This is a genomic window from Pontibacter sp. HJ8 (genome assembly GCF_054824225.1).
The window spans coordinates 1-22,812 of sequence record NZ_JSYF01000059.1 but is presented as its reverse complement, the minus strand read 5'-3'; the positions used below and the strand labels follow the sequence as shown (position 1 = coordinate 22,812).

The window sequence follows — 22,812 nt, the reverse complement described above, 5'->3', positions numbered from 1 at the left end:
GGGTCCGGATACAAGGTAATAGGTTCTCTTCAGACAACCAACAACTTAAAATGCAAAAAGGTGCTATAACTTATAGCACCTTTTCAATTACTTCAGGTTAGGGAACAAGGTTCATTCAGCAGCTGAGGTGTCCTCCAGAACGGCGGCTACTTTCTCAGGCTCGCCTTTTACTATGGCTCTGATCTTGCCTTCGATTTCTTCCTGTAGTTCCGGGTTGTCCAGCAGGATCTGCTTCACACCGTCACGGCCCTGGCCCAGCTTGTCGCCGTTGTAAGAGAACCAGGAGCCTGATTTCTGTACAACGCCCAGTTCTACGCCCAGGTCAAGAATTTCCCCAACTTTCGATATGCCTTCGCCATACATGATGTCGAATTCTACCACTTTGAATGGAGGTGCTACTTTGTTCTTTACAACTTTAACGCGTGTGCGGTTACCGGTAATGTTATCGGCAGACTCTTTGATCTGGCCGATACGACGGATATCCAGACGCACAGAAGCGTAGAATTTAAGCGCGTTACCACCTGTTGTTGTCTCCGGGTTACCGAACATCACACCGATCTTCTCACGCAGCTGGTTGATGAAGATACAGCAGCAGCCGGTCTTGTTGATGGTACCGGTCAGCTTACGCAGTGCCTGGGACATCAAACGCGCCTGTAGGCCCATCTTGCTGTCTCCCATATCGCCTTCCAGTTCGCCTTTCGGCACCAAGGCAGCCACAGAGTCAATTACAATAATATCGATAGCACCCGAGCGGATCAGGTGATCGGCGATCTCCAGGGCCTGCTCTCCGTTGTCAGGCTGCGAGATCAAGAGGTTTTCAGTATCAATACCGAGTTTTTCGGCATAAGCCTTGTCGAATGCGTGCTCGGCGTCGATGAAGGCAGCCAGACCGCCTGCTTTTTGCGCTTCTGCAATCGCATGCATGGTAAGCGTGGTTTTACCGGACGATTCAGGACCGTAGATCTCAATGACACGGCCACGCGGCAAACCGCCAATACCCAAAGCAATGTCCAGTCCAAGCGAGCCGGTAGAGATAGCCGGAATGTCTTCCACTTTGTTGTCGCTCAGCTTCATTACAGTACCTTTACCGTAAGTCTTGTCAAGCTTGTCTATCGTCAGCTGCAGGGCTTTTAGTTTTTCGTTGCTTACGCTCATGTGTGTGTGATTAAAATAGCTTTATATTAAAGGTGAAATTACGACATTCCTTGTACTTTTGCAAAAAAGGTTAAAGTATTTTGCTAATTTTTTTAGCTGTTTTATGCCGTCTGATTACAACAACCTTCGCTTGCTTTTTGTGCCATTTCTTTCGCTTTTTTATGAGATATCTTAGGCTGCCATTTTTGGTCTTAATCATGTTATACAGTGGGTTAGCCTATGGACAGCTGAACAACGATGCGTTGAAGCTCCGGCTGCCGGTCAAACCCGAAAATGCTAACCAGATTAGGATTGGAGTGCATGCTTTCGGCTTCTCCAAAAACAACGAGTATTTCAACAAAATAGCAGACGGCTATACCTTGTTTGGCTATCACCTGCTGCCCCGTGTCAGCTACTATTCCTCTTCTTCTGTACGTATAGATGCCGGTGCATTGTTGTGGAAAGACTTCGGCAGCGCCGGTTACCAGGACATACAGCCGACCTTTACGGTGAAGTACCAGCAGGAAAACTGGGCGCTGGTCTTTGGCACCCTGGAGAGCAACCTGAGCCATCAGTATATAGAGCCGCTCTATGACTTTGAGCGTGTGATGAATGACCGCCTGGAGAACGGGATCCAGTTTCTGGCCAACACCCACCGCCTCCGCCTCGATGCCTGGATAGATTGGAATAAGATGATCTACCGGGGCGATCCGGATCGCGAAGAGGTAGCAGGCGGCATCAGCTCGGCCATCCATCTGCTCGACCTGCCCGGTCAGACGGCAGGAGACACCCTGCGGCTGTCCATCCCGCTGCAGTTTACGGCACAGCACAAAGGCGGCCAGATTGATAATTCAGATCTGCCCTTGCTCACGGTAGCCAATGTGGCGGTAGGCATGGAGCTGGAGCGGAAACTGCCTAACAGGCTGGTGCATCGGGTATACACCAAAAATTATTTGCTCGGGTTCAAAGACTTTTCAAACGACATGGAGCTGCCCTTTACCAGTGGCGGGGCGCTATACCTGAACGTGGGGGTAGATACCAAATACCAGGATGTGATGCTGAGCTACTGGCGCGGCGACGGGTATATTGCCGAAATGGGCGGAAAGCTGTACCAGTCGGCATCTACCACCTATAAGAACCCGGATTACATACAGGAAGACCGCCAGTTGCTCATCCTGCGTTTCATGAAGGACTTTGAGCTGCTAGACGACCTATACCTTTCGCTCCGGCTGGAACCCGTGCTGGACCTGGATGATCCGAAACTGGAATTCTCCAACGCCTTTTACCTGACATTTGATACCGATTTTTTTGTAGCCAAACCTAAAAAGTGAAGCGGATTAAACTACTTCTTCCGAATTGGTTTCTTTTAACTGTTGTGTTGCCTGTTCATAATCCTCTCGGATCATGCCGTAGTAGCTCAGGTCCAGCAGCTCCTCCGAATCGGCTCCCCTGAAGTCACTGCGGAGTACACCTTCTTTCACAAAACCACAGGATTCGGCCAGGGCTGCGTAGCAGGCGTTGGCCGGGGTACAACGGATGTATACCCTGTTCAGCTTCAGGCTCTCAAAGGCGAAGGTCACAACGGCAGTCAGGGCTTCCAGTGCCAGTGCCATCGTATCGGGCCAACTGGTAAAGTACAGGGCTACCTCTGCCTTCGGTACGCTCCGCTCAATGTTCTTCAGGGTAATATTGCCGATGTAGTTGTGGTTCGCTTTCTGCCATACCCCAAATTCAAATTGCTTCCGGTTGTCCCAGTCGGTGCGCAGTTGAGCCAGCTGAATGCGGGCATCTTCGAGCACCCGTATCGCGACCACCCTGGTGCTGAAGGCGGGGTTAAGTGCTTTCGTGTTTTCCTGTACCAGCTGCAAAAACTCCTGTTCATCTCCCTCTTCATAAGGGCGCAGCAGCAAATGCGGCGTTTCCAGGCGCTCTTCGATAGAGCTTTGTAAGGTATTGTATAAAAAATTCATTGCGCTTCTTTTTAAGGTAGTGAAAGTCCCGTTCGCTGTCACCCTATACCTGTTATGTCATACGCTAACAGGTCAGAAATGTACAGCTTATTTCAGGATTGAATGCCGGACTAACCGCTGGGTTTGATTGCCCGTTTGTAAGAGGTAAAGTCGCTGTATTAAATCTTTAAATCAAGAAAACTATGAAAAACAGACTGGAAGGTAAAGTGGCCATCATAACAGGTGGCGGAACAGGTATAGGCGAAGCCATCTGCAAAAAATTTGCAAAGGAAGGAGCCCAGGTTGTCGTAGCCGGGTTTCCGGAAGATCCGGTGGAGGATGTAGCCAAAGAAATCCAAAAGGAGGGAGGCACGGCCATCGCATTCACAGGTGACCTCTCGACGGAAGCCAATGCCAGGCGCTGTGTTGAGCTGGCTGTGAAGCAGTACGGGAAGCTGGATATCCTGATTAACAACGCCGGCGTTTTTCCGGAAGTGAATCTGCTGCAGGACTACACGGAAGAGGCCTTCGACTATATGATCCGAAATAATTTGCGCTCTGCCTTTGTCATGAGCAAAGCCGCTTTGCCGGAACTGCACAAGACCAAAGGCAATATTGTGTCAGCTGGTTCGGAGGCGGGTGTGATCGGTATAGCCCAGAATGCACCGTATGGCGGCACCAAAGGATTCATCCATGCTTTTATGAAGGGACTGGCTGTGGAGCAGGCGCAGTACGGGGTGCGTTGCAACATCGTGGGGCCTGGCCCGATCGACACCGCTTGGACGCACGAAAGCACTGGGCCCATGGATAGCAAAATGGTCAGGACGATGAAGGTAGCTACGCCCATGGGGCGCAGAGGTACGCCGGAGGAGGTGGCCAATGTCTATTGCTTCCTGGCCTCCGACGAGGCGTCCTATGTCACAGGGGCACTCTATATGGTAGACGGAGGCATCACCGTTGCCAAAGGGCCGGTAGGCGAAGAGGCAGACGCCAGCATGAAAGATCAGCCGAAAGGCGATCTTGACCTGGCCCATTCAAAAGAAGGGCATACTTCTATCCGGAATACATAAGGTATAGCCGGCTGGCCGGGGCTGCAGCCGTAAACCAGCAGCGCCCGCAGGTATAGGATCTGCGGGCGCTGCTGGTTGCTATAGGTATACTGATCGTTAGTTCAGGTACGGGTAATTGAAGTGTTTCGGGCTGTGCAGCTGCTGCTGGGTCATCATCACATCCAGGGTATGCGCTGTTTCATTGAAGTACTCCAGCCGGCGGATCAGCATTTCTTTCTGCAGCACCGTGCCGGTTGCCGTCCTCATGTAGGCTTTCTTGTCTTCCATCACACGATGCATTACCTCCGATACGGCTTCCTCATTTTGCATGAACCAGCGCTGAAAATCTTCCAGTCGCTTGGCTCCCGGCGTTTCTGATCTGAAATCAAGACCGTGCAAGCGAAGTACATCCGCCAGCAGGTTTACCTCCAGCGGGATGGAGACATGGTAAGGCATGGAGCGAAACTCCAGTTTGCTGTTGATGGCTCCTAGTATCGTGGCCAGGTTATCTTTAAAGCGAAAGTAAAGCGCAGCCGCTTCCATAAGCTAGTCGTGTAATGTGTATAAATTGAATCCGATGCAAAATTACACCAATAAGGTTAGATTGCTAAATTGTTGGATGGCTAAATTGTGAATTGGCTGAATTGTTAAATTGTTGACTGTTGGATGGTTAAATTGTTCAATTGCTAAATTGTTGAAAACCTATGTATCCGAAAAACTGAATAGGGCACGGCTGCTTTAACCTTAACCTATATTCAGTTAGCTGTAACTATACCTGAGTAGTTAAACAATTTAACCATCAACAATTTAACAATTTATATTACAACAACTCCTGTATCAGCTGCTCCACGGTTATACCTTCGGCTTCGGCTTTGAAGTTGCGCACAATGCGGTGGCGCAGTATTGGAAGGGCAACCGCCTGCACATCTTCTATGTCAGGGGAATATTTGCCGTTGAGCAGGGCATTGCATTTGGCTCCGATGATCAGGTGCTGCGAGGCACGTGGTCCTGCGCCCCACTCCAGGTACTGGCTTGCCTTGGGAGAGCCCATGCTGGTGTTTGGCCGCGTGCTGTGTACCAGCTTCACGGCATATTCCACCACATTGTCTACGACCGGCACCCGGCGTACCAGTTGCTGAAAAGCCAGGATATCATCTGCGTGCAGGATTTTGTCCAGGTAGACGCGGCCTGCTCCCGTCGTGTTCTTCACGATCTGCAGCTCCGACTCGTAGCTCGGGTAGCCCAGCGTGATGTTGAACATAAAGCGGTCGAGTTGCGCCTCGGGCAGGGGATAGGTACCTTCCTGCTCAATCGGGTTCTGGGTGGCCAGTACAAAGAAAGGTTTGGGCAGTTCGTAGCGCTTGCCAGCTACGGTTGCCGCATACTCCTGCATGGCTTCGAGCAGCGCGGCCTGTGTCTTTGGGGGCGTCCGGTTGATCTCATCTGCCAGGATGATGTTGGCGAAGATCGGGCCGGTCACAAAATTGAAGTTGCGGTCTTTGTCCATCGTTTCGGCTCCCACGATATCCGAAGGCATCAGGTCCGGGGTAAACTGTACCCGGCTGAAGGACATGTCCAGGGAGGAGGCGATGGTCTGGATGAGGAGGGTCTTGGCAAGCCCCGGTACACCCACAAGCAGGCAGTGCCCCTGACAAAAAACGGCTGTCAGCACCAGCCTTACTACCTCTTCCTGCCCCACGATGACTTTGGAGATTTCAGAGGTAAGCTCCTGGTAGGAGCGGTATAGTGCGTCGGCTGCTTCTTTGTCAGAGGTATACTGCTTCATGTATTTTTATTGCGTTAGCTGGAGTACTTTGCAGTTGTCGAATTCAGGATCAATTTCGATGTATACGCTTCCTATGTTTTTTCGGAACCATTCATCGACTGCTTTATCTCTTTTTTGTGCCAGGGTGGCCGCAGCGATCTTCTGGTAGTCGTCCTGCAGGTTGGCCATGTGTGGCGATGACTTTGACTTCAGGTATAGAATGCGAACGGCTTCACGTCCATCCTCGGTGCGGAAAGCAACCGGCTTGGAAACGCTGCCCACTGTCATGGTATCGATCACGAAGAAGATGCTCGGATCCACCTCATCCATCGGGGTATAGGTGCTGCCCGTCATCCGGCTCGTCAGCATGCCGCCGTTGTCTTTCGTGTTTTTATCATCCGAAAATTCCTTGGCAGCCTTGGCAAACGTTAAGCTGTCATTCATGATCAGGGTACGGACACTGTCCAATGCGGTGATGGCATCCTGAATGTCGACACTGGCCGTAGCCGGCTTGATGAGGATGTGACGCGTGTTGAATTCCTGTCCTTTGCGTTCAATGAGCTGGATCAGGTGGAAACCGAACATGGATTCCACTACATTCGACATCTGCCCTGGCTCCAGACGCAAGGCGGCTGCCTCATACTCGGGTACCAGTTCTTTTTTCTTGAAGAAGCCCAGTTCACCGCCAGCAGCCGCTGACCCCGGATCCTGGGAGTACTCTTTGGCCAGTGTGGCAAAGTCTTCTCCGGCAACTATACGCTTGCGCAGATCTTCCAGCTGCTGGCGGGCAGCGGCTTTTTGCTGCCTGCTTACCTCCGCGTATTTCACGATATGGCCCAGCTCCACTTCACTTGAAAAGTAGGGAAGGCTATCGGCCGGGATCTGGCTGAAGTAGCGTTTTACCTCTTTGGGCGTAACGGTTACCTTCTCGGTGATCTGACGCTGCATCTTTTCAGATACCATCTGGTCACGAACGGTACGGCGCAGTTCATCTTTGAGCTGTTTCACGCTCTTGTTGTAGTACTGCTCCAGGCGTTCCACTCCACCCGCCTGCGAAGCCAGGTAGTCGACCCTGCGGTTCAGCTCACCGGCTACCACGGCTTCCTCCACCGTAACGGAGTCCACTTCGGCGCGGGCCAGCAGGAGTTTCTCCTGCACCATGGATTTGAATATCTCACACTTCAGGTTCGGGTTCTGGATCTGTGGATTCTGCTTGTTCTGGGCCAGGTACTGCAGGTAGCTGAACTCCAGCTCGGAGCGCAAAACGATATGGTTGTCAATTTTGGCAATGATACCATCTACCTTTTTCTGCACAGGTGCCTGCGCAAAGGCCGTGAAGGTGACCATCAGGCACAGGATACCTGCCGCCAGCGATGTGCCTATTTTTTTCTTGCTTATGGGTGTGTTATACATGGTTACTTTTGGGTGCCGGTTTTCTATACCTAAGCGCTGTTGATATGTTGTGTCTCTGCTATGCGCGTCAATCGGACCAGTTCCCTTGTCACAGGAGCCTGTGCTGCGTAAAGTCAAGGTGCAATCTCCAAAGTTTTTTCAAGCAAAAAAAGCTCCACATATAAATGGAAGCTTTTTAGCTGGATTATTCTTTAATAAATTTCTCTACTTCGGCCTGGTTGATACTGACCGGATGCTTTTGCTGCAGTTGACTTACCCATTGCTCGTCGAGGTAATTCTGGTAGTCGGCCGTGGCCTGTCCTCTCACTTCACTCAGCTGCTTCGGGGCAGGTGCCAGCACATCGTGCACGATGACAAGGTACTGTCTGCCGTTCAGCTCCGTGGTATAAGTTCCTTTCTCCCACTTGACAGCGTCCACCGCTTTGTTCTCACCCTTCTGGAATTTTTTCTCCGAGATCTGCACTCCCAGGGGGTTGCCGGCATTGAGGTTCTCTGCCAGCACATTCAGATCCGAAGAATACAGGGTAAACGATACTCTTCTGTTGCGGCGGCGGCCTGTCTCTGTATTATCAGAAGCAGCTTGCCTTGTTTTGCCAAGTGATGTGGCACTCAGCCGGGCCGCAGGTATACCGCGTTCTGTCAGGTAAGCGACGACCTGCCTGGAACGCTCAGCCGAAAGATTACCTTTGCCGGCTGCTTCACGGGCATCTGCATGTCCGTTCACTTCCAGCGACAGGCCCGGGTTATTCTGCAGGCGCTGGGCCAGCTCATTCAGTTTGGCGGTGGCGTCTTTGGCCAGTACAGCTTTACCCGACTCAAAAAGCAGGTCAGCTGGCTTGGAGGCGCGTACTTCGTAGCGTCGCTTTCCGAGTTGCTCTTGTGCTTGGGTGAGCAGTTCTTTGTTGGCAGCGCTGATGACGGTGGCTTGTGCCCGCTGTCCCCACTGGTACTTGTCTCTGTTCTGCTCAAAGTATCGCTGGAGCCCGACTGTGTCTTCTACTGCCTTCGACCATACCTTTTCGTCCATCAGCTGGAACAACAGGATGCCGTCGTGGTATTCTTTTACCAGCATGCGGAAGTCAGGATGTTTGCTTTCCAGGTTGGCTCTTTCGTATTCCAGCAGGCTTTTGTTGACATAGGTGTCATAGAGCATGTTCAGGTAATGTGCAGCTGTACCTGTCGTGCGCGGACGCTGCTCTGCTTTAGCAAACGCATAAAAGTCGCCTACAGTATAAGGCTTGCCCTGAATCGTGAACAAAGTAGTTTTAAGGGTCTTGTCAGCCCCATCAAAGTCCCACTTGGCTTGCAGCAACTCATCGGATGCCTGGTTCAGCGCAGCTGTCTTGGCGGCGGCATTCTCCGTGAAGTTATTCTCCGTTTTGATGCGCTTCAGGAAGGCGGCTTTGTTCAGCTCGGAGCGGGAGTCCTTAGCGATCTTGTTGCGCAGGCTCTGTTCCATTTCCTCAAAAGGAGGGAGGCCCTGCTTATCGACGAGTTTAATGATATGCCAGCCATACGGCGTATGGACGGGTTGTGCTATGTCTCCTTCTTTCTTCAGCGAAAAAGCCACTTCCTCGAAGGAAGGGATCATGCGGCCGGTGCCAAACCAGGGCAGTTCGCCCCCGTTGGCAGCTGAGTTTGCATCTTCCGAGAATTCTGCTGTCAGTTTCTCCCAGTTTTCGTTGCGCTGCACCCGCTTGTAGATCGCGTCGATGCGCTGCTTGGCGGCAAGCGAGTCTGCCTTTGGCATACCGGGCGTGGAGCGCACCATGATGTGGGCCACTTTCACTTCGCCCTGTGCCTGGCGCTTGTCGTTCACTTTGATCAGGTGATAGCCAAAGCGCGTGCGAACCGGCTCGGATACCTGGCCTACTTCGGTCGTATAGGCAGCATCCTCAAACGGGTACACCATCTGCATGGCGGTAAAGAAGCCCAGGTTGCCCCCGTTCTCGGCGGCAGAAGGGTCCTGCGAAAATTCCCGGGCAAGTTTTTCGAACGATTCACCGGATGTTACGCGCTTGCGCAGTTCCAGTACCTGGTTGTAAGCCGCCAGGGTGTCTTGCGGATCAGGATCAGCAGGAAGTCCGATGAGTATGTGCGATGCGTTCACCTCTTGTTTGAGACGCTCATAGGCTTCCTGCACCAGCTTGTCTGTTACGCTTTTATCGGTGAGGTAAGGCTGGGCCAGTTGCTCCTTATACCCTTCCAGTTCTTTTCTGAAGGCGACAGTCGTATCCAGTCCGCGGCTTTCTCCTTCCATGACTTTCAGTTTGAACTTCGTGTAGAGGTCCAGGTATTCCGTCACACTCTGGCGGGTATAGGCACCCTCGTTGCCGCCATTGTTCTTTTCGTAAACGTACTGAAACTCTGAAGTGTAAATTGGCTGAGAACCAATTGTAGCAATGATAGGGTCTTGCTTGTCATTCTTCCTGGTTGTGGTACAGCCAGCCAGTAGGAGAGCTGCTGCCACAACAAGTAGTTGATTGCTGCGCATAACGAGATTATAAACGGACGCTTGGTTTTTACTGATCGGGATCAGATCATGCAATTTTAATTATTTTTTCTGACAGATTAGCCAAAAAGTATCACTATAATCCTATTGCATGCGAATTCGTTCCGGATAACGGACATTGGGAGCTAAAAGTGTGCGTACCAGCGCTATTTAATTTTTTTGTAGAGCAGGCAGGTATTTTTGGTGCCGACGGTATCGAACTCTACCTTGTCCATGATCCGGTTAACCAGGGCGATGCCGACACCTCCTTTCTTTCCTACCCGGACATGCTCTTCGATATCGGGCTCCTTGTATTCGGAGCGGCGGAAGGCTTTCCCGTTGTCGGTGATCTCAAACTTGAGCATCTGGTTTTTCTCCGAGATTGCCAGCGAGATGAATTTGGAGGGGTCTTCGTGATTGGCGTGTATAATGAGGTTGGCACATATCTCATCCACGGCCAATACGATCTGGTTCATCAGAATATCCGACAGCTTGAGGTCAGCCAGATAGTCTGTGACGAAGTCACGTATTTGCTTAAGGTTTTTTTTAGTACAGCTTACTGTAATCGTATTATTCATCAGCGATGGTCATGGCTTCTTCGTAATCCGAAACGATGGTCATGAGCAGGTCGAGTCCCAGGATTTCGAATACGTTGCGCACTTTGTCCTGCATGTTGTAAAATATCAGCTTGATCTGTGCGTCTTCAAAGCGCTGCAGGTGCGAAATAAACACCCCCAGGCCGGCAGATGAAATATAATTCAGGTTTTTACAGTCTACCAGAATTTTGCTGTAAGTCATGATTTCAGGATCAGAGAGCTCTTCATCCAGTATAACAGATGAGCTGGCATCCAGTTCACCATCCAGGGTGATGATGATCGTTGTGTCTTTGATTTCGTGTGTTATTTTCATCGGCATTCTTTACGTCTAACTATTTATTAGGTTGAGTCGGCTTAAACTTAATTACGAGCAGGGTCTGGTCATCGTACAGGTCCGTTGCAGAGCCGGTAAAATCCTCCAGATCGTTGATGATGGCACATTTGATATCTTCCGCCTCCAGGTGATAGGTCTGGGTAAGCATGAAGAGCAGGCGGTCTTCCCCGTATTCTTCATTTTTTAAGTTACGGGCTTCCACGATGCCATCGGTATAAATGACCATGACATCTGTCGGGTTGTAGTCATAGTACATTTCCCGCACGTGGTTGTTGTAGCTCTTATCCCGGATGATGCCCAGTCCCAAACCATCCGTCTGGAAGTAGAAGGTGTCATCCATCATGGAGTTGTAGTACAAGGTATGGCAATGACCGGCTCTGGCAAACATAAAGCCTTTCATGCGGTAATCAATGATGTATAGCGCAGAAGTAATGAAAGAGGTTTTTTCGAGGCAGCGGCTCAGGGCGCTGTTGGCCTGTTTCATAAACTCACTGGGCGGCATATCCTGCTGCATCAGCCCGTGGAAGATGCCTTTCATCTGGGCCATGTGGAAGGCAGCGGAGATGCCTTTGCCGGACACATCACCGATGATGATGGCAATGCGCGATTCGCTGAGCTGCAGGAAGTCATAAAAGTCACCGCCTACTTCCTTGGCAGCCTTGGCATGGGTGGCGATCTCAAACCAGCTGTCGCTCGGGAAGGTCTTCGGGATCAGGCTGTCCTGTACCACCGAGGCGATCTTCAGTTCTTCCTTGTAGCGTTCGTTCTGCAACGACTCCTTCACCAGGCGCAGGTTCTCGATCGTGAGGATGGTCTGGTTGGTGAAGGTGCGCAGTACGTTCACCGTTTCCCGGTCAAAGCCCTGCTCGATGTCCTTGAGCAGGTATAGCACACCAAAGAGATGCTTCTTGGACTTGATGGGCAGAATGATGAGTGACTTCCAGGGCAATGTCAGGTCCCGGAAGCCGGGGTTGCGGTCCAGGTTGTTGTTGATGTAGTCGATGTTCTGGATGTTGTAGGCCAGCAGCAGGTGGCGGATCCGTCCGATCTGTTCTTCCTCGATCGTAAGTTGATGCGAGATCGAGGTTTCGTCTCCCTTGATGAGCTCAAACCAGGCCGCACTGGCATCGGATGCTTTGATGGTGCTTTCAAAAAGCATGTCGTATACCTGCTTCTCGCTCTGGCCCTGCTGGATGGACTGGCTCAGTCGCTGGAAGTTGAGGAGGTCTTCGCTCTTCTGCTCAAACACGCTGGAAGTAGGCAAACTGAAAAGCGCCACCAGGAAAGCCGCCAGGGTATAGAGCCCGACAAAGAACATGGCCAGCATCAGAAACCCGACATCGGCATAGTCGATGACCAGCTCAGGGCTGTCAGCGAAGTCGTAAAAGAAATCGGTAAAGATGTAGCAACCCAGCAGGATGGCACTCAGCAGCACCAGCGAACGGCTCTTCTTGTTAAAGGTAAGGTAGGCCACCCACTTGAGGTTGGTGCACAGGAACAAGGTATAGCAGCCTATGAGAGCGAGCAGCGGCAGGAAAATATAGCTGCTGTAGCTGAAGTTGAGCAGCGTGAGGAGCAGGGTCGCAAACAGCAGCAGTTCATACCAGTCCCAGGCGATCTGCAGGAACCGGTTTTTGTGGTAGAGCAGCAACTGGCGCCAGATGTAAAAGGCCTTTGCCAGGAAGAGCACGAGCAGGCCGAAGTTCACCTGGTAGACCATGTGCAGCAGCAAAGGCGATTCTACGTCTGCATAGGTAATCACCATCCGGTACGCCATGTACAGGGCAATACCCAGGTAAGCAGCTACACCGGCTTTGGCAAAAATGTTCCAGAGGTAACTGATAAAGTCAATGCCTTTGAGATTGTCGGCACTCTGTCGCTGGTAGAAGAAAACAGAGACAATAAAAATAACGGTGAGTAAGTTGTTGATGTAGGGGATGGCCAGCCTCACAGAACTCTCATGGCGCATACCTTCGGCTCCCAGCAGCACATTGGCTAATAGTAGCGACCAGCTGATGATAGCGGTAGTAACAAATAAGGATTTTGCGTTGGTTCTGTAAAGCATATAACGGTAAACCGTACTTGATTTTTGCTGCGACAGAATATGGCGTGCCAGCGGCTTTACCAGCTTGTAAGGTAAGAAAAAATTCCGCTCTTTGGCCAAGTTGTCGAGGTGAGTTTTTTGGAACACCTAGCATAACGTAAAAACAAAGAAGTAGGTTAGCTTCTGGTGCCAACCTACTTCCCTGCCTTCAAATTATGGAGTGCTGCTTAACGGCTATAGTTCGGAGCCTCGCGCATGATGTGCACATCGTGCGGGTGACTTTCGCGTAAGCCAGCTCCTGTTATTTTCACCATTTTGGCTTGCTGCAGGCTTACAATATCCGGCGTGCCGCAGTAGCCCATGCCGGCACGTATACCGCCCACCAGCTGGTAGATCACTTCGGACACCATGCCTTTGTAGGCCACACGACCCACGATACCTTCGGGTACCAGTTTCTTGCTGTCGCTCTCGTTGCCCTGGAAGTAGCGGTCTTTCGAACCTTCTTCCATCGCTTCGATCGAGCCCATACCCCGGTAGGTCTTGAATTTACGTCCTTCGTAGATGATCATCTCGCCGGGAGCTTCTTCTGTACCTGCCAGCAGCGAGCCGATCATCACCGTGCTGGCTCCTCCTGCCAGGGCTTTCACCACATCGCCCGAGAACTTGATGCCCCCATCCGCGATCACCGGGATACCTGTGCCTTGCAAACCGCGGGCTGCCTCCATGACTGCCGATAACTGCGGAACGCCTATACCTGCGATCACGCGGGTGGTGCAGATACTGCCCGGTCCTACGCCTACTTTCACAGCGTCCGCTCCGGCATCGGCCAGGGCTTTGGCACCTTCGGCGGTGGCCACGTTTCCGGCGATCACATCCAGGTCAGGGAATTGTTGTTTTATGTTACGCACCACATCGAGTACACCTTTGGAGTGGCCGTGTGCCGTATCGACACTGATCACATCCACGCCGGCATCCACCAGGGCCTGGATGCGGTCCATCACGTCCGGGGTCACGCCCACCGCAGCACCTACGCGCAGGCGGCCGTACTCATCTTTGCAGGCGTTCGGGCGGTCTTTTTTCTTCAGGATGTCTTTGTAAGTGATAAGGCCTACCAGGTTGCCTTCTTCGTCTACCACAGGCAGCTTCTCGATCTTGTACTGCTGCAGAATGTCTTCGGCTTTGGCCAGGTCGGTTCCCCGCGCAGCGGTGATCAGGTTTTCGGTCGTCATCACCGATTTCACAGGCTGGGTCAGGTCTTTCTCGAAACGCAGATCGCGGTTGGTGAGAATACCGGTCAGTTTCCCGTTGCCGTTGGTAATGGGTATACCGCCGATCTTATTTTCAGACATGATACGCACCGCATCGCCCAGCGTGGCTTGCTCCTGCAGGGTGATCGGGTCCAGGATCATACCACTTTCAGAGCGTTTCACCCGGCGCACCTGCTCTGCCTGGGCCTTGATAGACATGTTCTTATGGATGATGCCGATGCCGCCTTCCTGTGCCATTGCGATGGCCAGGTTCGCATCCGTCACGGTATCCATGGCAGCAGAAAGCAACGGAATATTTATTCGAATATTTCGGGTAAGCTGTGTAGACGTGTCAGTATTGTGGGGGAGCACCTCGGAGTAAGCCGGGAGCAGAAGCACGTCATCGTAGGTGAGCGCTTCGAAAAGAATCTTAGATTGATCAGAGATCATGGCAAATAATTTAAGGGTCCTTATTTGCCGCGTAAAATTACAACAATTTATCGGGATACAATAGGAATAAGCAGTATAAATATTTTTGTGTCAGATTTTTCAGTCTGAAACCTTAATAGACCGCCATGTCCGGATCGACCTCTGAGGCCCAGGCATGTATGCCACCTTTGAGGTTGAGCAGGTTATCGTAGCCCAGGCGCTGGGTCAGGAAATTTATAGCCTGGGCACTGCGGAAGCCGTGGTGGCAGATCACGACTACGGGCACATCGCGCCGGATACGGCTGGCCTGCTTCGGGAGCTCGCCCATTGGTATCAGTTCGCCGCCCAGGTTGCAGATCTCAAACTCCTGCGGCTCCCGTACATCTACGAGTTGGATCTGGCTTTCCTGACTGAGCCTTGCTTTCAGTTCCTGTGCTGTAATATCTTTCATGTATTCTGTTGTGCGTAGCTGCTTTAATGTAGCGCAACTTTGGACGTTTAGTTTCGATTTGCAAACTTAGCAACAAATTTACCTTAAAAGCAGATCTGGCACAGAGCCGTACCATGGACTTTTTGACGAATGTAACCGAGGCTTTGCAGGGGATGAGCCTGGTAGAGTTGACCGGGGTGATCACGGGTATCATCGGCGTATGGCTGGCCGCGCGGCAGAACATCTGGACGTGGCCTGTCAGCATCATAGGCGTGGCAGCGTATGTGTTTGTGTTTTATGACGCCCGCCTCTATGCCGACATGGGCCTGAATGCCTTCTATGTGATCACCAGTGTGTTTGGGTGGTATGAGTGGTTGTACGGCGGCAAAGGGCATGGCGAACGCCAGGTATCCCAGATCGGAAGGCGTGAACTGATCGTGCTGCTGCTGCTTGCTGTGGCCTTTACCTTCGGGCTGGGCTTCTTCCTCGACAATTATACCAATGCCGACCTGTCCTATACCGACTCGGCTACCACTGCCGTCAGCCTGATGGCGTATTGGATGATGGCCAAAAAGCAGCTGGAGAACTGGATCGTGTGGGTGGTGGTGGATGTGGTGTATGTGGGGGTATACATTTATAAAGAGCTCTACCTGACCACTTTCCTATACGTTGTCTTCCTGGTGTTGGCAATAATGGGCTACTTTGAGTGGAAAAGGGGCATGGAAAACAGGCCCATAGCCGATGTTGCGACATAGTTGTTGGTAAAGTGCAGTTTTATGTGCTGATGTTATACGATCTGTATGGGCGGTTGTAACGTACATGGGTATAGCTTAGGCAGTAGTGATAGTTTAGTGCGCCAAAGTAAGCGAGTACCTATGTTCAACGCTACAATGACACTATGTATGAGGAAACGTAAGATTGACTTGCCAGAAGAACTGAAGTATGCGAACCGCTTGAAGTGGGGATACGAGTCACCGGATGAAAGTCCTAAGCGTCTGCTTCTCAAGCAGTACGGTGACAAGCGTGCAAAGGAAGTAGAGGTGTATAACTTCTATGATTACAGCTTTACTGAAAATTAGTCTGCTTTAGTTCATTCATTTTGGCTGGAGCTGAAATTGAAAGGATGCATTTCGAGGAATGCATCCTTTTTTTATGTCGCCTCAAGCAGCGCCGTTTACCTGCTATTCAGGCACGTCTACTGGCAGTTGTCGCAGCTGTCCTTGTTATACAGTAAAAAATTAGATTAATCCTACTAATTGCAGTATAAGTATAGAAATACTGTGCCGCCGGACGCAGCGATTGGAAGTTGAAAGGAAAACGGGTGGTGAACGAAGGCTTTGCTTGTACTGCCGGAGCCTTGAGCATTCTGATAATACCTTCTCCAATACCGGACACCTACAGCTCCTTAAAGCGGAGGGTATACCTTGAACTCTTGCTTGCCGGAGCAGTGAGTAGCATACCCTTGCAGCACGAGGGGTTCAGAAACAGGAATCGAATCATCAAAAGATAAAACAGTAGGAGGCTGTTAAACCAGGGTGCCGCGGATAGGGAAACTTGTCAGCGGCACCCTTTTTTGGGACGGGGCAGGTATAGCGGCTTTCGGTAATTTTTGCTATACCTTTGTCACATGCTGAAAGTCGCCATTACAGGGCCTGAGTCTACAGGCAAGTCTACTTTGTCAGAAAAACTGGCAGCGCACTACGACACGGTCTGGGTGCCCGAATATGCCCGCACCTACATGGCGCAGCTGGACAGGCCCTATACCCTGCAGGACATCGAAGAAATTGCCAAAGGACAACTGGCGCTGGAAGAGCGCCTGCAGCAGCAGGCCAGGGACGTGTTTTTTGTCGATACCGACCTGGTGGTGATCAAAATATGGAGCGAACACGCCTTCGGTCACTGCCCCAATTGGATCCTGGAAAAACTAAAGCAGCAGGACTACAACCTTTACCTGCTGATGGGCGTTGATCTGCCCTGGGAGCCTGATCCGCAGCGGGAACACCCGCACCTGCGGCAGTTCTTCTACGACTGGTATAAGCGGGAACTGGAAGCCCTGCAGGTACCCTTTGTGGAGGTGACAGGCCAGCACGCCTCCCGCCTGGATCAGGCGAGGGTGCATGTGGATGCGCTCCTCCGGCAATACCAATAACCTAACCCTTAACCATGCTACACTTTTTACAGAATTATAATTTTAAAGTAGGTGTCGAGAGCAAAGGCGCAGAGCTGCAGCATTTCATCAAACTCGACGAACAACTGGAGCTTATCTGGCAGGCCGATCCTGCTATCTGGGCCAGCCATGCCCCTAATTTATTCCCGATCGTAGGGGAGCTGCCCGACGGAACCTATACCCACGAAGACGAGATCTTCCATGTGAAGCGCCACGGCTTTGCCCGCCACAAGGAATTTAAGCTCATAGAACAGGCGGACGACAAACTCGTCTTTGAGCTGGATCACGACGAGGAAACGCTGCTGCAGTATCCCTTCAAGTTCAGGCTGCTGATCGCCTACAAGCTCGAAAACAACAAGCTCTCCATCACCTACCAGGTACTCAACGAGGACAAAAAAGCCATGTACTTCTCCATCGGCGGTCATCCGGGCTTCAATGTGCCTTTTTACCCGGGAGAGCAGTACACGGACTATTTCATTGAGTTTGAAAAAGAGGAAATCCTGCGCCGCTACCTGCTCACCGATGAGGGGTTGCAGAACGGTGAGACCGAACTGGTACTGGACAATGAGCGGGTACTGCCGCTGAAGCACAGTTACTTTGACAAGGATGCGCTCGTATTCAAGAACCTGAACTCCAAAAAACTTTCCCTGGGCAGCCGCCTTAACCCGCGCCGCCTTGAAATGACCTTTGAAGGGTTTCCGTTTCTGGGCATCTGGGCAAAGCCGGGCGCATCGCCTTATGTGTGCATCGAACCCTGGTGCGGCATTGCCGGCCGGGCTGGAGAATCCGGTGCACTGCAGGAAAAGGAAGGTATAAACAAGCTGAGTCCGGAGCAGGTATTTGAGCGGACGATTACCCTGGAAGTACTCTAGCACCGGATAAATTACTGCCATCAACGACAAAGCCCCCTGTTCTGATTAGCTGAACAGGGGGCTTTGTTATTCATTGCAGGGAAGGCTCCGGGAATTTTGGCACCTTGATGCGTCTCAGGTCATACTTCGGTTCATAATCATTGATGGGCAATGATATACCGGGGGGCAGGTCAAGATCTGGCAAGTCGTCGCCAAGCGGCTCTCCTCCATCATCGTCATTATCAGTAGAGGAAGACCCTCTGAACTTTTTGCGCGGTGCGAAAGCGTAGTATGCCAGTATCGTTAGCAGTGCTAAGGTATACAGTAAGCTGATCATCATCACATTTCTTCTTAATCTCAATAAATAGTTCAGCCGGCCTATTGTCCTGGATGTATCATCTGTTGCAAGAGCAGACGCAGGATAATGTGCCTGTATGTTTAAAACGTAGTTTGCAGAGAAGTGGTTATCGACTTTGGTTAAAATAAAAGCGGGGTAAGCCCGCAATTTTTCCGGCTTTACCATTCTTTGTGCCAAGGGCTTTGTTTTGACCAAAAAACGAGTCTACCTTTGTAGCAGTTTAGGGGTGCCTTATAACAACGGGCTGAGATCATACCCATTGAACCTGATCCGGATAATGCCGGCGAAGGGAAAAACGAGGGGAAACAATAAAAAGCAGGCTACCGGCCCCAGGTAGGACTGTATGTTTCATCAATATCTTTTCTTACAAAACCATGAAAAAATTACTGATTGTGATGGCTGTTGTGCTATTGCCATTGCAACTGCTTGCCCAGTTCAAACTGAGCGGGCAAGTGACAGATGCTGCCAAAAACGAAGCGCTGGCGGGAGCCACCGTGGTACTGGCAGGAAGTGGAGCAGGGACTATTTCCGGCCCCAACGGTTATTTTGAGTTTCAGGATCTGCCGGCCGGAAGCTATACCTTGCGCATCACGTACCTGGGCTACGAACAGGCCGAGCGCAATCTTCGGCTTACGGCCGATACCAACCTGAATATTGCGCTGCAGACAGCGAACCTGCGCACCGGTGAAGTGGTGATCTCGGCAACCCGGGCCAATGAAAAAACGGGCACTACCTTTACCAACGTCAGTCGGGAAGAGCTGCAGGAGCGCAACTTCGGGCAGGATCTGCCTTACCTGCTGGAGCAGACGCCATCGGTGGTCGTGAACTCCGATGCAGGCGCGGGGGTAGGCTATACCGGTATTCGCATCCGTGGTTCCGATATCACCCGCATCAACGTGACCATCAATGGTATACCGGTCAATGATGCGGAGTCGCACGGTACCTTTTTCGTGAACATGCCCGACCTGGGTTCTTCGATACAGGACATACAGGTGCAGCGCGGCGTCGGTACCTCCACCAACGGTGCCGGTGCTTTCGGCGCCAGCCTCAACATCCGGACGCTGGGCCTGAACCGCGAAGCCTATGCGGAAGCAGTAAACGGCTACGGTTCTTTCAACACCTGGCGCCACAGCGTTTCCTTCGGCTCCGGGTTGATCAAGGACAAGTTTACGTTTGATGGCCGTTTGTCTAAAATTTCGTCGGATGGATACGTAGACCGGGCTTTCTCGGACCTTAAATCCTATTACTTCGCGGCCGGCTACCATGGCAAAACAGGTATGCTCAAGTTTGTGACCTTCTCCGGCAAGGAGCAGACCTACCAGGCCTGGAATGGGGTGCCCGAGGATAAGCTGGAGACGGACCGCACCTACAACTCGCTCACCTACGACAACGAGACCGACAACTACCAGCAGGACCACTACCAGCTGCATTATTCCAAAGACCTAGGCAGCCGCCTCAACCTGGGTGGCGCTTTCTTCTATACCCGTGGCCGCGGCTATTATGAGCAGTATAAGGACGACCAGAAACTCTCCAAGTACAGTATTGCACCCGTTGTTATAGGCGATACTTCGATCAGCCGTTCGGACCTCATCCGCCGCAAGTGGCTCGACAACCATTTCTATGGGGCTACTTATGCCCTGAACTATACCGACGAAGCCGGTAAGCTGGACGCTACCCTGGGCGGTGCCTGGAACAGGTATGACGGCGACCATTACGGCGAAGTGATCTGGGCGCAGTATGCCGCCACCAGCAACATTCGCCAGCGCTACTACGAGAACAACGCCATCAAAACAGATTTCAACATCTTCGGAAAACTAAACTACCAGCTCACCGACCAACTGGGCGTTTTTGGCGACCTGCAGTACCGCACCATCAACTACGAAATTGACGGCATCGATGACAACAACGTGGACGTGACGCAGCAGGCCGATTTCCAGTTCGTAAACCCGAAAGTTGGCGCAACCTACTCTTTTGCTGGCAACCAGGCGCTCTACGCATCCTACGCGGTGGGCAATCGGGAGCCCGCCCGAAGCGACTTCACCGATACGCACCTGAACAACCAGTCGGGCGGCTCCACCCGTCCAAAGGCCGAGACGCTCTACAACCTGGAGGCGGGCTACCGCCTGCGCGGCAATGGGCTGCAGCTGTTGGGTCAGAGCCTCGGCTATACCCTGGATGCCAACTACTTCTACATGGACTACGACAACCAGCTGGTGCTGACCGGGCAGCTCAATGATGTGGGTGCCCCGCTCCGTACCAACATCAAAGACAGCTACCGCACCGGTGTTGAACTGGCAGGTAGGCTGAACCTGAATGAGCTGGTGGAGCTGAGCAGCAACCTGACCGTGAGCCGCAACAAGATCCAGAATTACACCGAAACGGTGTATGTGTACGACGAGAACTACAGCGTCGAGAATGTCCTGCGGAATAACTACAGCGAGACCGATATCTCTTTTTCGCCGGCCGTGGTGTCAGCGCACCAGCTGGAAGTGCAGCCTGTGAAAGGCTTCCGGACCGCGCTGCTCTACAAGACCGTGAGCAAGCAGTACCTGGACAACACCGGCAGCGAAGACCGCATGCTCAAAGGTTACCAGGTCATGGATCTGCGGTTGCGCTATACCTTAAAGCCGGCCTTTATGCGGGAACTGGAGGTGGCGTTACTGGTCAGCAACCTGCTGGGCAAGAAGTATGAAGCCAATGGCTATACCTTCAGCGAGCAGTATGCCGGCGACCCGACCCGCTACGACTACAACTACTACTACCCACAGGCGACGCGCAATTACTTCCTGTCGCTGGCGATGAAGTTTTAAAGGACAGCTATACCTGAGAATGAGCTAGCTATACCTGTGATAACTATACCTGGGAAGAAGCCTCACCAACCGGTGGGGCTTTTTTTATCTTCTGGATCTTTACATAGGGCCCCAACCCCAGGGATTTTGAGGATTTGAGGATGAGCAGGATTCGTACATGTATCCTGATAGGTAGACGGAGAAATGAAGTGGTTACCAGTGCGCATGCGTTCTAACTGTATCATGCTTTGCATGGGGATGTTAATGTCACAAAGTGTGTAACTGCATTCAGGGAAAATGGAGGATAGCGAGCTTTAATTCTCTGCCTCACCGGGTAAAATATCTTTAATCCTGTAAATCCTTTAATCCTGAAAATCGTGATTCAGAAATCTTGTTATATTTGCGTATCACCCTTTCCCTAAAACAAGAAATTAGCTATGGCCTACGAATCGACAGGAGCCCCTGATTACTATAACATTGACGATCTACTGACCGAGGAGCACAAACTCATCCGGCAGACCTTGCGTGACTTTGTGAAGCGCGAGATATCCCCCAACATCGAGAAGTGGGCGCAGGACGCGCATTTTCCATCTGAGATCGTGAAGAAGTTCGGGGATGTGGGGGCTTTCGGCCCGACCATACCTGCCGAGTACGGCGGTGGTGGCCTCGACTACATCAGCTATGGCATCATCATGCAGGAGATTGAGCGCGGCGACTCCGGTATGCGCTCCACCGCTTCGGTGCAGGGCTCGCTGGTGATGTACCCGATCTATGCGTATGGCTCCGAGGAGCAGCGCAAAAAATACCTGCCCAAGCTGGCCAGCGGCGAGTGGTTGGGCTGCTTCGGCCTGACGGAACCGGATTTCGGCTCCAACCCGGGCGGTATGGTGACCAACATCAAAGACATGGGCGACCATTACCTGCTCAACGGTTCCAAGATGTGGATATCCAACTCACCGGAATGCCAGGTAGCCGTGGTATGGGCCAAGAACGAAGAAGGCCGCATCAAAGGACTGATCGTGGAGCGCGGTATGGAAGGCTTTACGACGCCCGAAATACACAACAAATGGAGCCTGCGCGCCAGCTGCACCGGCGAGCTGGTATTCGACAACGTGAAGGTGCCAAAAGAAAACCTGCTGCCGAACGTGGAAGGCCTGCGCGGTCCGCTCGGCTGCCTCGACTCCGCCCGCTATGGCATTGCCTGGGGAGCGATCGGCGTAGCCATCGATTGCTATGAGTCGGCCCGCAAGTATGCGATGGAGCGCATCCAGTTCGACAAGCCGATCGGTGGCTTCCAGCTCACGCAGAAGAAGCTGGCTGAGATGCTCACCGAGATCACCAAGGCGCAGCTGCTGGCCTGGCGCCTAGGCACGCTCAAGAACGAAGGCAAAGCCACGACACAGCAGATATCCATGGCCAAGCGCAACAACGTGGACATGGCCCTACACATCGCCCGCGAGGCGCGCCAGATACATGGCGGCATGGGCATAACGGGCGAATACCCGATCATGCGCCACATGATGAACCTGGAGTCGGTGATCACCTACGAAGGAACCCACGACATCCACCTGCTCATCACCGGAGCCGATATTACCGGTATACAGGCGTTTAAGTAATCGTTGATCGTTATGCGTTGCCCGTTAATCGGGTAATGTTTTCATAAAAAAGGCAGCCACGAAAGTAGCTGCCTTTTTTTATACCTGTAGGGACAGTTCGCGACCTGTCCGAATCGTGCAACAGGTATAGGTATAGGTATAGGTATAGGT

General features: G+C 51.9%; 20 protein-coding genes and 1 riboswitch. Of the genes, 8 read left to right on the top strand and 12 right to left on the bottom strand.

All coding sequences use genetic code 11. The features are described 5' to 3' along the window. Nucleotides 1-111: 111 nt before the first annotated feature. Nucleotides 112-1,155 carry a recombinase RecA gene (gene recA, locus OB13_RS03500; RefSeq protein WP_461488760.1) on the bottom strand — a complete coding sequence of 348 codons (1,044 nt, stop codon included), beginning with the start codon at nucleotides 1,153-1,155 and terminating at the stop codon, nucleotides 112-114. Nucleotides 1,156-1,352: 197 nt separating this feature from the next. Here recA and OB13_RS03495 point away from each other — a divergent pair, with 197 nt between their 5' ends. After that, nucleotides 1,353-2,465, top strand: a complete 1,113-nt coding sequence (locus OB13_RS03495; protein ID WP_461488759.1) for a hypothetical protein — start codon at nucleotides 1,353-1,355, stop codon at nucleotides 2,463-2,465. Nucleotides 2,466-2,471: 6 nt separating this feature from the next. Here OB13_RS03495 and OB13_RS03490 read toward each other — a convergent pair whose 3' ends face one another. Beyond that, nucleotides 2,472-3,104: a GNAT family N-acetyltransferase gene (locus OB13_RS03490; protein ID WP_461488758.1), complete on the bottom strand. Its 633-nt coding sequence runs from the start codon at nucleotides 3,102-3,104 to the stop codon at nucleotides 2,472-2,474. A 182-nt stretch (nucleotides 3,105-3,286) separates the two neighbouring features. Between OB13_RS03490 and OB13_RS03485 the strand changes: the two genes are divergently transcribed. Continuing rightward, on the top strand, nucleotides 3,287-4,153 hold the full coding sequence (locus OB13_RS03485; RefSeq protein WP_461488757.1) for an SDR family NAD(P)-dependent oxidoreductase: 867 nt from the start codon (nucleotides 3,287-3,289) through the stop codon (nucleotides 4,151-4,153). A gap of 96 nt (nucleotides 4,154-4,249) precedes the next feature. Here OB13_RS03485 and OB13_RS03480 read toward each other — a convergent pair whose 3' ends face one another. The 9 genes from OB13_RS03480 to OB13_RS03440 form a co-directional block, all read right to left on the bottom strand. Further along, the gene (locus OB13_RS03480) at nucleotides 4,250-4,675 is read right to left on the bottom strand and encodes a hypothetical protein (RefSeq protein ID WP_461488756.1); all 426 of its coding nucleotides are present in this window, start codon (nucleotides 4,673-4,675) and stop codon (nucleotides 4,250-4,252) included. Nucleotides 4,676-4,952: 277 nt separating this feature from the next. After that, a complete protein-coding gene (locus tag OB13_RS03475) occupies nucleotides 4,953-5,918 on the bottom strand; it encodes an AAA family ATPase (RefSeq protein ID WP_461488755.1) in 966 nt (321 codons plus the stop codon). Nucleotides 5,919-5,924: 6 nt separating this feature from the next. Next, nucleotides 5,925-7,310 (bottom strand): peptidylprolyl isomerase, encoded by a 1,386-nt coding sequence (locus tag OB13_RS03470; protein ID WP_461488754.1) that lies wholly within the window; start codon nucleotides 7,308-7,310, stop codon nucleotides 5,925-5,927. Between the two features lie 184 nt (nucleotides 7,311-7,494). Continuing rightward, nucleotides 7,495-9,780 carry a peptidylprolyl isomerase gene (locus tag OB13_RS03465; protein ID WP_461488753.1) on the bottom strand — a complete coding sequence of 762 codons (2,286 nt, stop codon included), beginning with the start codon at nucleotides 9,778-9,780 and terminating at the stop codon, nucleotides 7,495-7,497. Between the two features lie 188 nt (nucleotides 9,781-9,968). Next, on the bottom strand, nucleotides 9,969-10,379 hold the full coding sequence (locus OB13_RS03460; protein ID WP_461488752.1) for an ATP-binding protein: 411 nt from the start codon (nucleotides 10,377-10,379) through the stop codon (nucleotides 9,969-9,971). Next, nucleotides 10,372-10,710, bottom strand: a complete 339-nt coding sequence (locus OB13_RS03455; RefSeq protein ID WP_018476918.1) for an STAS domain-containing protein — start codon at nucleotides 10,708-10,710, stop codon at nucleotides 10,372-10,374. Before OB13_RS03455 ends, OB13_RS03460 begins: the two co-directional genes overlap by 8 nt. Nucleotides 10,711-10,729: 19 nt before the next feature. Next, nucleotides 10,730-12,796: a PP2C family protein-serine/threonine phosphatase gene (locus OB13_RS03450; RefSeq protein ID WP_461488751.1), complete on the bottom strand. Its 2,067-nt coding sequence runs from the start codon at nucleotides 12,794-12,796 to the stop codon at nucleotides 10,730-10,732. Between the two features lie 206 nt (nucleotides 12,797-13,002). Further along, nucleotides 13,003-14,472, bottom strand: coding sequence for an IMP dehydrogenase (guaB, locus tag OB13_RS03445; protein WP_461488750.1), 1,470 nt, complete (start codon nucleotides 14,470-14,472; stop codon nucleotides 13,003-13,005). Nucleotides 14,473-14,584: 112 nt separating this feature from the next. Further along, nucleotides 14,585-14,902 (bottom strand): rhodanese-like domain-containing protein, encoded by a 318-nt coding sequence (locus tag OB13_RS03440; protein WP_461488749.1) that lies wholly within the window; start codon nucleotides 14,900-14,902, stop codon nucleotides 14,585-14,587. A gap of 113 nt (nucleotides 14,903-15,015) precedes the next feature. Here OB13_RS03440 and pnuC point away from each other — a divergent pair, with 113 nt between their 5' ends. From pnuC to OB13_RS03420, 4 genes are all read left to right on the top strand, one after another. Then, the gene (gene pnuC / locus OB13_RS03435) at nucleotides 15,016-15,636 is read left to right on the top strand and encodes a nicotinamide riboside transporter PnuC (protein ID WP_461488748.1); all 621 of its coding nucleotides are present in this window, start codon (nucleotides 15,016-15,018) and stop codon (nucleotides 15,634-15,636) included. Nucleotides 15,637-15,783: 147 nt separating this feature from the next. Continuing rightward, the gene (locus tag OB13_RS03430) at nucleotides 15,784-15,960 is read left to right on the top strand and encodes a hypothetical protein (RefSeq protein ID WP_461488747.1); all 177 of its coding nucleotides are present in this window, start codon (nucleotides 15,784-15,786) and stop codon (nucleotides 15,958-15,960) included. A 548-nt stretch (nucleotides 15,961-16,508) separates the two neighbouring features. Beyond that, nucleotides 16,509-17,030, top strand: coding sequence for an AAA family ATPase (locus OB13_RS03425; RefSeq protein ID WP_461488746.1), 522 nt, complete (start codon nucleotides 16,509-16,511; stop codon nucleotides 17,028-17,030). A gap of 14 nt (nucleotides 17,031-17,044) precedes the next feature. Next, nucleotides 17,045-17,920, top strand: a complete 876-nt coding sequence (locus OB13_RS03420; protein WP_461488745.1) for an aldose 1-epimerase family protein — start codon at nucleotides 17,045-17,047, stop codon at nucleotides 17,918-17,920. Between the two features lie 70 nt (nucleotides 17,921-17,990). Here OB13_RS03420 and OB13_RS03415 read toward each other — a convergent pair whose 3' ends face one another. Continuing rightward, nucleotides 17,991-18,239, bottom strand: coding sequence for a hypothetical protein (locus OB13_RS03415; RefSeq protein WP_018476926.1), 249 nt, complete (start codon nucleotides 18,237-18,239; stop codon nucleotides 17,991-17,993). Between the two features lie 230 nt (nucleotides 18,240-18,469). Next, nucleotides 18,470-18,567: riboswitch (TPP riboswitch) on the top strand. 64 nt (nucleotides 18,568-18,631) lie between these two features. On the opposite strand from OB13_RS03415, the gene OB13_RS03410 reads away from it, so the two are divergent. After that, nucleotides 18,632-21,067: a TonB-dependent receptor gene (locus OB13_RS03410; RefSeq protein WP_461488744.1), complete on the top strand. Its 2,436-nt coding sequence runs from the start codon at nucleotides 18,632-18,634 to the stop codon at nucleotides 21,065-21,067. Between the two features lie 416 nt (nucleotides 21,068-21,483). Beyond that, on the top strand, nucleotides 21,484-22,662 hold the full coding sequence (locus tag OB13_RS03405; protein WP_461488743.1) for an acyl-CoA dehydrogenase family protein: 1,179 nt from the start codon (nucleotides 21,484-21,486) through the stop codon (nucleotides 22,660-22,662). The last annotated feature ends 150 nt before the right edge of the window (nucleotides 22,663-22,812 follow it).

What these genes read in the sequence shown, in the direction of transcription:
- recA (WP_461488760.1), bottom strand. Translation starts at nt 1,155, where the DNA reads ATGAGCGTAAGCAACGAAAAACTAAAAGCCCTGCAGCTGACGATAGAC.
- OB13_RS03495 (WP_461488759.1), top strand. Translation starts at nt 1,353, where the DNA reads ATGTTATACAGTGGGTTAGCCTATGGACAGCTGAACAACGATGCGTTG.
- OB13_RS03490 (WP_461488758.1), bottom strand. Translation starts at nt 3,104, where the DNA reads ATGAATTTTTTATACAATACCTTACAAAGCTCTATCGAAGAGCGCCTG.
- OB13_RS03485 (WP_461488757.1), top strand. Translation starts at nt 3,287, where the DNA reads ATGAAAAACAGACTGGAAGGTAAAGTGGCCATCATAACAGGTGGCGGA.
- OB13_RS03480 (WP_461488756.1), bottom strand. Translation starts at nt 4,675, where the DNA reads ATGGAAGCGGCTGCGCTTTACTTTCGCTTTAAAGATAACCTGGCCACG.
- OB13_RS03475 (WP_461488755.1), bottom strand. Translation starts at nt 5,918, where the DNA reads ATGAAGCAGTATACCTCTGACAAAGAAGCAGCCGACGCACTATACCGC.
- OB13_RS03470 (WP_461488754.1), bottom strand. Translation starts at nt 7,310, where the DNA reads ATGTATAACACACCCATAAGCAAGAAAAAAATAGGCACATCGCTGGCG.
- OB13_RS03460 (WP_461488752.1), bottom strand. Translation starts at nt 10,379, where the DNA reads ATGAATAATACGATTACAGTAAGCTGTACTAAAAAAAACCTTAAGCAA.
- OB13_RS03455 (WP_018476918.1), bottom strand. Translation starts at nt 10,710, where the DNA reads ATGAAAATAACACACGAAATCAAAGACACAACGATCATCATCACCCTG.
- OB13_RS03450 (WP_461488751.1), bottom strand. Translation starts at nt 12,796, where the DNA reads ATGCTTTACAGAACCAACGCAAAATCCTTATTTGTTACTACCGCTATC.
- guaB (WP_461488750.1), bottom strand. Translation starts at nt 14,472, where the DNA reads ATGATCTCTGATCAATCTAAGATTCTTTTCGAAGCGCTCACCTACGAT.
- OB13_RS03440 (WP_461488749.1), bottom strand. Translation starts at nt 14,902, where the DNA reads ATGAAAGATATTACAGCACAGGAACTGAAAGCAAGGCTCAGTCAGGAA.
- pnuC (WP_461488748.1), top strand. Translation starts at nt 15,016, where the DNA reads ATGGACTTTTTGACGAATGTAACCGAGGCTTTGCAGGGGATGAGCCTG.
- OB13_RS03430 (WP_461488747.1), top strand. Translation starts at nt 15,784, where the DNA reads ATGAGGAAACGTAAGATTGACTTGCCAGAAGAACTGAAGTATGCGAAC.
- OB13_RS03425 (WP_461488746.1), top strand. Translation starts at nt 16,509, where the DNA reads ATGCTGAAAGTCGCCATTACAGGGCCTGAGTCTACAGGCAAGTCTACT.
- OB13_RS03420 (WP_461488745.1), top strand. Translation starts at nt 17,045, where the DNA reads ATGCTACACTTTTTACAGAATTATAATTTTAAAGTAGGTGTCGAGAGC.
- OB13_RS03415 (WP_018476926.1), bottom strand. Translation starts at nt 18,239, where the DNA reads ATGATGATCAGCTTACTGTATACCTTAGCACTGCTAACGATACTGGCA.
- OB13_RS03410 (WP_461488744.1), top strand. Translation starts at nt 18,632, where the DNA reads ATGAAAAAATTACTGATTGTGATGGCTGTTGTGCTATTGCCATTGCAA.
- OB13_RS03405 (WP_461488743.1), top strand. Translation starts at nt 21,484, where the DNA reads ATGGCCTACGAATCGACAGGAGCCCCTGATTACTATAACATTGACGAT.